This window comes from Aeromonas sp. s12 (genome assembly GCF_040907925.1).
Classification (GTDB): Bacteria; Pseudomonadota; Gammaproteobacteria; order Enterobacterales; family Aeromonadaceae; genus Aeromonas; species Aeromonas veronii.
Genome location: NZ_JBFOCT010000009.1, coordinates 26,497 through 35,135, shown reverse-complemented (window position 1 = coordinate 35,135; position 8,639 = coordinate 26,497). Strand labels below are relative to the sequence as shown.

General features: G+C 58.4%; 7 protein-coding genes and 1 pseudogene. 5 read left to right on the top strand and 3 right to left on the bottom strand.

Features of this window, described 5'->3' with window-relative positions; all coding sequences use genetic code 11:
- The first annotated feature begins 105 nt into the window (after positions 1-105).
- Both AB5Y67_RS03825 and dctA read left to right on the top strand, forming a co-directional pair.
- Positions 106-1,053, top strand: coding sequence for an IS30-like element ISAs2 family transposase (locus AB5Y67_RS03825; RefSeq protein WP_019706001.1), 948 nt, complete (start codon positions 106-108; stop codon positions 1,051-1,053).
- 31 nt (positions 1,054-1,084) lie between these two features.
- Positions 1,085-2,080: pseudogene (gene dctA / locus AB5Y67_RS03820) on the top strand (C4-dicarboxylate transporter DctA); the annotation flags it as partial.
- A 116-nt stretch (positions 2,081-2,196) separates the two neighbouring features.
- Here dctA and grcA read toward each other — a convergent pair.
- Positions 2,197-2,577 (bottom strand): autonomous glycyl radical cofactor GrcA, encoded by a 381-nt coding sequence (gene grcA, locus AB5Y67_RS03815; RefSeq protein ID WP_005334936.1) that lies wholly within the window; start codon positions 2,575-2,577, stop codon positions 2,197-2,199.
- Positions 2,578-2,945: 368 nt separating this feature from the next.
- Between grcA and AB5Y67_RS03810 the strand changes: the two genes are divergently transcribed.
- The 3 genes from AB5Y67_RS03810 (at position 2,946) to AB5Y67_RS03800 (ending at position 5,055) form a co-directional block, all read left to right on the top strand.
- Entirely contained in the window at positions 2,946-3,686 is a 741-nt protein-coding gene (locus tag AB5Y67_RS03810; protein WP_110302565.1) for an ABC transporter substrate-binding protein, read from the top strand.
- Positions 3,687-3,755: 69 nt separating this feature from the next.
- A complete protein-coding gene (ung, locus tag AB5Y67_RS03805; protein WP_110302564.1) occupies positions 3,756-4,433 on the top strand; it encodes a uracil-DNA glycosylase in 678 nt (225 codons plus the stop codon).
- A 70-nt stretch (positions 4,434-4,503) separates the two neighbouring features.
- Positions 4,504-5,055, top strand: coding sequence for a hemerythrin domain-containing protein (locus tag AB5Y67_RS03800; RefSeq protein WP_005362195.1), 552 nt, complete (start codon positions 4,504-4,506; stop codon positions 5,053-5,055).
- 100 nt (positions 5,056-5,155) lie between these two features.
- On the opposite strand, the gene ygjK is transcribed toward AB5Y67_RS03800, so the two are convergent.
- Both ygjK and AB5Y67_RS03790 read right to left on the bottom strand, forming a co-directional pair.
- Positions 5,156-7,636 carry an alpha-glucosidase gene (ygjK, locus tag AB5Y67_RS03795; protein ID WP_110302563.1) on the bottom strand — a complete coding sequence of 827 codons (2,481 nt, stop codon included), beginning with the start codon at positions 7,634-7,636 and terminating at the stop codon, positions 5,156-5,158.
- Between the two features lie 195 nt (positions 7,637-7,831).
- A complete protein-coding gene (locus AB5Y67_RS03790) occupies positions 7,832-8,632 on the bottom strand; it encodes an AraC family transcriptional regulator (protein WP_110302562.1) in 801 nt (266 codons plus the stop codon).
- Positions 8,633-8,639: the final 7 nt, after the last annotated feature.

The window sequence follows — 8,639 nt, the reverse complement described above, 5'->3', positions numbered from 1 at the left end:
CGGGAATTCAGATAATAAGTGCGACACTCATGGATGAATGGCGAGAGGTGGCCAACTGCTGATTGGTGGTACCCTTCTGCTCGCCAAAGTAAAAGCAGTATCACCATGAGCTATCAGCAGTTGACCGAGGGGCAACGATACCAGTTATCGGTGCTTCGCGCACAGGGGATGTCCATCCTTGCCACCGCACGCGCCATTGGCGTTCATCGCTCCACCCTCTACCGGGAGCTGCGTCGTAACGCCGGGCCGCAGGGCTACCAGCCAGACAATGCGCATCAGCACGCCACCCACCGACGGGCCAGTGCGGCCAAATCTCGGCTATCTGCCGATGTCATCCAGTTTGTCGAGCTGACACTCGCCTGGTGGTGGAGCCCGGAGCAGATAAGCGCGGTGGGCAAGCAGATAGGCCTCATGGTGAGTCACGAGTGGATATACCGCCATGTGGCCGCCGACAAAGCCCGGGGTGGCCAGTTGTACCGCCATCTGCGCCAGGGCCACAAGCGCTACCGCAAGGGGGCGAGCAGCCTGCGTTCTCCCATCAAGGAAGCCCGCTCTATTGATGAACGGCCGGCTATCGTCGATAGCCGGGAGCGGCTCGGTGATTGGGAGGCGGACACGGTGCTGGGCAAGCAAGGCACAGGTGCACTGGTCACCCTGGTGGAGCGCAAGAGCCGGCTCTATCTGGTCAAGCGGGTCGCGAGCAAACAGGCTGGGGTGGTGCGGGATGCGATAATCGAGATGTTAACTCCCTACATCGAGCAGGTGCATACCATCACCTTTGACAACGGCGGCGAGTTTGCCGAACACAAGGCGATAGAGGAAGCGCTGGGTGCCGAGACTTACTTTGCGCACCCTTACTCTTCGTGGGAGCGCGGTCTGAACGAGAACAGCAATGGGCTGTTGAGGCAGTTTATCCCAAAGGGAACAGACCTGAGAGAGGTCACGGACGAGGATGTCAGGAGAGCGGAGCAGTGGCTCAACCTACGACCTCGGAAATGTCTCGGATTCAGGCAGCCTGTCAAGGTATTCGAAGAGTACCGTCAGGCGGCATAGGCGAGTGTCGCACTTCGAAGTTGAATTCGCGGTCAACCTGCTGCAACCGGGTGCCGGTATGAACGTCGATCCGGCTGCGCTGGATGCCAGCGCTATCTCCGCCTATGCGGAGCAGGCCAAGTCCCAGGGCATTATCGCCTTTTTGCTGGATATTATTCCGGGCAGTGTGATCGGTGCCTTTGCCAGCGGTAATATCTTGCAGGTGTTACTGTTTGCGGTGCTGTTCGGCTTCTCCCTGCATCATATCGGTGAAAAGGGACAGGTTATTTTCGGCGTCATCGACAGTTTCTCCAAAGTCATATTTGGCATTATCAATATGATAATGAGACTGGCGCCGGTCGGTGCATTCGGGGCAATGGCATTTACCATCGGCAAATATGGAGTAGGTTCACTGGTACAGCTGGGCCAGCTTATTGCCTGCTTCTATCTCACCTGCCTCTTCTTTATCTTCATTGTGCTGGGCAGCATCGCTAAAGCCTCAGGTTTTAGCATCCTGCGTTTCATCTCCTACATTCGTGAGGAGTTGCTGATCGTGCTGGGGACCTCCTCTTCCGAGTCGGTACTGCCGCGGATGCTGGACAAGATGGAGAAGCTGGGTTGCCAGAAATCGGTGGTGGGGCTGGTCATTCCGACCGGATACTCTTTTAACTTGGATGGCACCTCCATCTATCTGACCATGGCGGCGATTTTTATCGCCCAGGCCACCAATACGCCGCTCGACCTGTTCCAGCAGATCACCCTGCTGGTGGTACTGCTGATCTCCTCGAAAGGGGCGGCGGGGGTGACTGGTAGTGGCTTTATCGTGCTGGCAGCGACCATTTCGGCGGTTGGCCATCTGCCACTGGCTGGTTTGGCGCTGATCCTGGGGATCGACCGTTTTATGTCCGAAGCGCGGGCGTTGACCAACCTGATCGGTAACGGGGTTGCCACCGTGGTGGTCGCCAAATACTGCAAGCAGCTGGACGAGAAGAAAATGGATGCAGTGCTCGGCGGCAAGGTCGGGCAACTGGAAGCGGACAGGGCGTAAGCGCTGTTTCCCCCGCACGGCCGCGTTGGCTGGTGCGGGGGCAATAAAAAAACGGCCGATAGGCCGTTTTTTTGTGCTGATACCGCAAGTATCAGCTCCTCACTGCAGGGCGCTGATTACAGGCTCTGGGTGAAAGTACGGGTAACCACGTCACGCTGCTGTTCCGGGGTCAGGGCGTTGAAACGCACTGCGTAGCCAGATACACGGATGGTCAGCTGCGGGTACTTCTCCGGGTTTTCGATAGCATCTTCCAGCGTTTCGCGACGCAGTACGTTGACGTTCAGGTGCTGGCCACCTTCAACAGCAGGCTCAGCCTGAACCGGCAGTTCGCGGTATTCGAACTGACCCAGGTCAGCCAGTTGCACTTCTTGATCGGCAGCGAAAGCATCGCCTTTGACGCAGATGCAGCGAGCTTGTTGCTTCTCTTCGTCCAGCAGCCAGAAAGAGTTCAGCAGAGCGGTGTTGGCGGCCTGGGTGATTTGAATGCCTTTGATCATGGTATGACTCCTCAATGGGAACGCGAATCCAACTGTAAGGAAATTACCCTGATGTATTTAAGCTACCGTCGATGGCGATGACTTAAAGGGCCCTTGCCTTACACCTTTTCTTTGATGGGGTCATATATACCATGGTGGTAATATTACCAAAATTGATCTGGATCAAGAAAATCCGATAAAGCGCCATTTCAATGGGATTAAATTCTTGAGTTGAATCAAAAATAGGTCATTTTTCTGATTTTGTAAGATATCCAAATTATGCATCTTTTATCTCGCCAATCTAGTAATTTAACTACATCTTTTCGGCTTTTTTCTGAGGTTAATTGAGGGGGTGGCTACACTCAGCAAAAAAACGAGGAGAGTGCCGGGTGAATAATGGGTGGCGAAAGTGGGTATGGCTCGCCCTGTGCTGTTGCTGGGCAAGTAGTGTTGCGGTGCGGGCCGAGACGGTGCGTATTGCTGTGGGCGAGTGGCCGCCCTATATCAGTGAGTCGTTGCCCAATCAGGGCTTTCTCTGTGAGGTGGTGCGCCAGGCCTTTGCCGAAGAGGGGCTCGATGTCAGCTTTCACTTCTATTCCTGGGCCGAGGCTTACCGACTGACTCTGGAGGGGCGCTATGTGGTCACCATGCCCTGGTTTCGCTCCCGCGAGCGGGAGCAGCTTTTCTATCTCTCCGCCTCGCTCGGCCATTTCACCACTCGCCTGATGACGCTGACCGGTACGCCCGCGGTCAATCTGGGTGAGCTGAAACACGAACCGGTCGGGGTGACCCGTGGCTATTTCTATGGCGATGGTTTTGCCGCCCGCCAAGCAGGTCTCACCCTCGAGTGGTCAGATTCCGATGAGGAGAGCATGGGCAAGCTGCTCGACGGGCGGATCCACTATCTGGTGATGGATGAGCAGGTGGCACAGACTCTGTTCCAGCAGGCGCTCTTTCGTCATCCCCAATCGCTGTCACTGACCGGTGCCGCCGACCCCATCTGGTCGCAACCGGGATACCTGCTGATGCGCAAGGCCGATCCAGAGGCGCGCCGTCTGATGCTGCTGTTCAATACCGGCCTGCGCAAGCTGGAGCGCTCAGGGCGCCTAGCCAGGCTCTGGAAAGCGTGAGCCACGGTTGCGTCTTGCGGGCTGGCCCCCTATCCTGAGCCCTTCGCCGTATCAAGTGAGGAGGCCGGGGTGCTGACCTGGAGTGATGTGATTGGCTCTGAGAAAGAGCAGGACTATTTCAAGAGTACGCTGGCAACTGTCAGAGCCGAGCGGGAAGCGGGCAAGGTGATCTACCCGCCAGCTACCGATGTGTTCAATGCCTTCAAGCTGACCGAGCTGGATCAGGTCAAGGTGGTGATCCTGGGGCAGGATCCCTACCACGGCCCCAATCAGGCGCACGGGCTCTGCTTCTCTGTTCTGCCCAGCGTGCGTACGCCTCCCTCACTGGTCAACATCTATAAAGAGATGCAGCGTGACCTGCCAGGTTTCGTCACACCCAATCACGGCTTTCTCGAATCTTGGGCCAAACAAGGTGTCTTGCTGCTCAACACTGTGCTGACGGTGCAGGCCGGTCAGGCCCATTCCCACGCCCATCTGGGATGGGAGACCTTTACCGATCGGGTCATCGAGCAGATCAATGCCAGTTGTCAGGGTGTGGTGTTCCTGCTGTGGGGTGCCCACGCCCAGAAGAAGGGACGTTTCATCGACCGCCAGCGCCACTATGTGCTGACCGCGCCGCACCCGAGCCCACTCTCTGCCCACCGCGGTTTCATCGGTTGCGGTCACTTTAGCGAGACCAATCGCTTGCTGGAACAACAGGGCAAGAGTCCGATAGAGTGGAAATCTGTCTGCATCCCACTTGATTGAGTGCAAAGTTCGGGCGACAAATGACCGTATACTCAGGGACATAAGATTAATTCAGAGCCAAGGAGTGCCCATGTTATCCAGTCTGCACAAGGATCATCTCAACATCGCCCGACTTTTAGAGCTGCTCAAGCACAAGCTGGCAGCCATCCGTGCCGAAGAGCCCATCAGCTATTTTCTGGTGCGCGATGTCATCGACTACCTGCGGGAGGTCTCTGACAAGTACCACCATCCCAAGGAAGACCTCATCTATGACTACTACCTGAAATATCGGGTGGTGGAGGGGGAGGTTGCCAACCGCCTGCAGGAGGAGCACGTCAAGCTGCTGGAGGCCGGGGCCGATCTCAAGGAGATGGTGGAGATGATCCTGATGGATGCGGTGATCCCCCTCGATCAGTTCACCACCAAGCTGGAGCGCTTCGTGGAGCTGCAAGAGGCACACATGAACTATGAAGAGGGGGTGATCTTCCCCCATCTGCGTGACTCCCTGACCGAGGATGACTGGCGTCATCTGGAGCAAAACTGGCAGAACCGCGCCATTGGCGACCCCCTGTTCGGGGCTGAGGTGAGCCAGCACTTCCAGGCACTGGCCAAACGCCTCTCTTTGCCGCTCACGAACGGCTAAGACGAGCCCGTACCCGCAGCGTGGCGGGTATTGTGTGAGTGCAGCTTGAGTGAAAACAGAAAGGCCTCCATCTGGAGGCCTTTTGCATGGTGGAGCAAGCTTACGCCTGTGGTTTCAGGAAGTTGCGATAGAGCATATAGAGGTGGGCCGAGCTCCAGCTGAAGTTGCTGGCCCCCTGCATGGCGCCGGTCTCCGGATTGTAGTTTTCGCGGATGGGGCCGCTGCCCGCCAAGCCCTCTGCGTTGTTGAATAGCTTGTTGACCAGAGCCTCGGCATCGCTGCGGTAGCCGTAGTTCTCCAGCCCCCTCACCCCGAAGTAGAACTGATCGAGCCATACCCGGCCGCGCCAGTAAATATTGGGGTCGTAGGCAGGGTTGGTCAGCGCGGCTGTGCCCAGCGGAATCTTTGTGTTGAACTCCTGGGCGTTGAGCATCACCTCGCGCACCCGTGCCGCTTTCTCCTTGTCGGCGACTTCTGCCCAGAGCGGGCTCCACCCTTCCGGGCCACGGCCGCGGGCGGTCAGTAATTTGCCGACGCAGCCGTTGCCGTCAGCAACATCCCCCTGAGCAATCTGACGATCGTAATAGAAGCCTGATGCCTCATCGAACATGCAGCTGTTGATGTAACCAGCCAGCTGGGTCGCGCCATCGCGGTAGCGGCTCGCGTCGTCCGGCTTGCCAAGCAGGTCGGCCATGTCTGCCAGAATGCGTTTCTCCTTGGCTAGGAAGGCGTTGAGCTCCACCGACTCCTGATCGATGGAGAAGCCGATCAAATCGCCATTGTCCTGATGGTTTTCAAAGAAGGCGACGTTCCAGTCCTGACGTGCCTTGGCCAAATCTCCGCCATAGGTCTTGTCGGCATAGCGTTGCAGCTGGCCCGGTTCGATAAAGCCGAAGCGGGCGGCGTTGTCCATGCCGGACTCCCAACCGGCGCCGTGCTGGGCACCGATATCCATGTCGCTGTAACCGCCCACGTTCAACACCTGTTGATAGAGCGGCATTCCGGCGCAGGCATACCAGCCATCCCCCTCACTGGTACAGCTGGAGAGATCCAGCCCGGCGGGAATACCGTTGGAGTACTGCACCTTGAAGGTGATATTGCCGTACTCGTCGTTGTGCTCCACATGCTTGGTGGCGCCATATTCGATGATGCCGTTGCGGTTGTTGTCCCGCGCGCGGTACCACCAGTCGTGGTAGGCCTGCAGCTTGGGATACATCTCGGCGATAAAGGCCTTGTCCTTGGTGGCGCTGTAGATTTCCCAGATAGCCCAGGCGGAGAGGGGCGGCTTGGTGTCGCGCTCGTTCCAGTTGCCGCCATCGCCACCGCGATCCGCCAGCTTGTTGTAGAAGACGGCATCGATCACCATGCCCGCATCCTGCGGTCGCACCGGATCATCCGGCTGTACCTGATAGTCATACATGGCGCGCACGTTGTTCTTGGCTACCTCCGGGTTGAAGTGTGCCATGGCATAGGCGTGCTTCCAGCTGTCCCAGGCCCAGACCCCGTCGAACCAGCGGGCGGTATTGGAGGGGGTTACCCCGTCGTGGAGGATGGCGCCAGCCGGGGAGCGCCAGTTGCCATTGAGGGTCTCCATCGCCTTGACGGCGATGCGGCGCTCCGACTCGGGGATCCCCTGATTGGAGAGACCGTTGGCAAGGTAGCCCTCCCAGCGGCGGATGGAGTCGGCAAAATAGCTGGCCGGGTCGGCCAGCAGGGCCTGACGGCTCTGCTGATGGCGGCTGGCGTCATCTGCGGAGTGGAGATAGCTCTGCAGGGTGAAGATATCCTCGCTCCCCTTGGCGGCCAGGGTAATGCTGGCGTCACTTTGGTATCCCAGTGTCTTCTGGTCGAGGGTGGTGCGACTTGGCAGGGTGCGGTCGATGCGATAGCGGGCGCTGCCGCTCTGCATGATGTTCCAGGTGCTGCGCAGTTTGCCGAACTGGAATTCGATTCCTTTGTCGCTCTCGCTGATGGTGCGAGTCCAGCCTGGATATTTGCTGGCAATCGTATCCTTGGCATCCCATTGATTGAGCAACTCGCCCTGCCAGTTGAGGTTGAGGGTGAGCGGTGTATCGGTCTGATTGATGAGTCGGGTGCGGATAAGAGCGGTGCGGGCATCGCCATAACGCAGCTCCAGCTCCAGCGTGAAGGGCTCGAACTCGAAGCGTTGCACCAGTGCACCGGGAATGGCGTACACCTCCTGCTTGCGGGCGCTGGTGAGCGGGAACGGGCGGCCGCTCGCATCGCTCAGGGTGAGCTTGTCCAGCTCGCTGGCAAAGAAGAGGCTGTACTCCTCGGAGATGACCATGGGGCCGGTAAAGCCCCCCCACTCCTTGTCGCTGGCAGGCAGCAGGAAACCGTGCCATGCCCCCAGATCGAGCAGCGGGTTGTATTTGAGGTTGGAGTAGCTGTCAAAGTCGCGGAATTGGGTCGGTGTTCCCCGACGGTCGATAACGTCCTTGTACTGGATGGCCTGCTCCGGTTTGGCGACTGTGCTGCTCTCTGTCTGGTTATCGTTGCAGGCAGTCAGTCCGAACAGGGTGGTGCCGAGGGCTACCGAAAGTAAAGTTTTACGAAACATTTCTCGCTCCAATTCCGTTTATGTAGGTTAAAAGGAAGATTTTTTACGCTTATTTTTAGTGAAAAGGTGTTCGGTAGCCATTGTATGGCAAGGGGAAAGGGAGCGTTGGCGCGAGATCACACTCTGAAGAGGCGGCAATGTGAGCGGGATCACCGGGTTACATCAGGTTACATAGAATGGTCTTTAAGTAATATTTTACTTTTCGTTGCTCGCCAATCTGGCAGGGCAGGTGTGCAGGTATTGGTGGGGCGTCAGGCCGAACTCCTGTTTGAAGCGGGCGGCAAAGCGGCTGGGGGAGTCATAACCGCAGGCGAGGGCGACCTCCAGAGGGGTCAAGCCCTGTTGCAACAGGTTGAGGGCGTGGCTCATGCGCACCTGAGCCAGCAACTGGCGAAAGCTGCGACCTTCGGCGGCCAGCTTGCGCACCATGGAGGCGCGGCTCATGGAGAAGTGGGGGGCCACTGCCTCCAGGGTGTGGTTGATGCCGGGTTCCACCGCCAGGTAGCGGGCCAGCCGCTCTGCGAGGGTCATGGTGCTGGCGGGAAAGAGCAACCCGAGGGCGTTGGCGGCCCGCAGCTCGGCATAGAAGCCGCGCAGCAGTTCGGCCTGGGTCGCTTCGCTCAGTCCCCGTTCGGCCATGGTGCTGATGAGCTCAAAGCAGAAGGCGAGCCCGGGGGTGACCTTGACGGCGGGTTCCTCCAGATCGGCGTGGGAAGGGGCTGACTCGGCCAGCCATTCTGGTGGCGGCGGAGTGAGCAGTGTGATGGCGTGGGAGCGAAACTTGCCCTGCTCCGGCTGATTGACGAAGGTGAGCTGGTGGCCTGCAGGGATCAGCAGCCACCGCTCCCTGTCAAACGACAGACGTCGCTCGCGCCACCATAGTTGCTTGCTCCCCTGGGTGACCCAGATGAGGGTCGGGGCGTAGATGAGCACCCGGTGCAGGGGCTGCTGGCGGATCCCGAGATAGTGGCTCTGTTGCAGCAGGGGAGTGCTCATCCGGTTG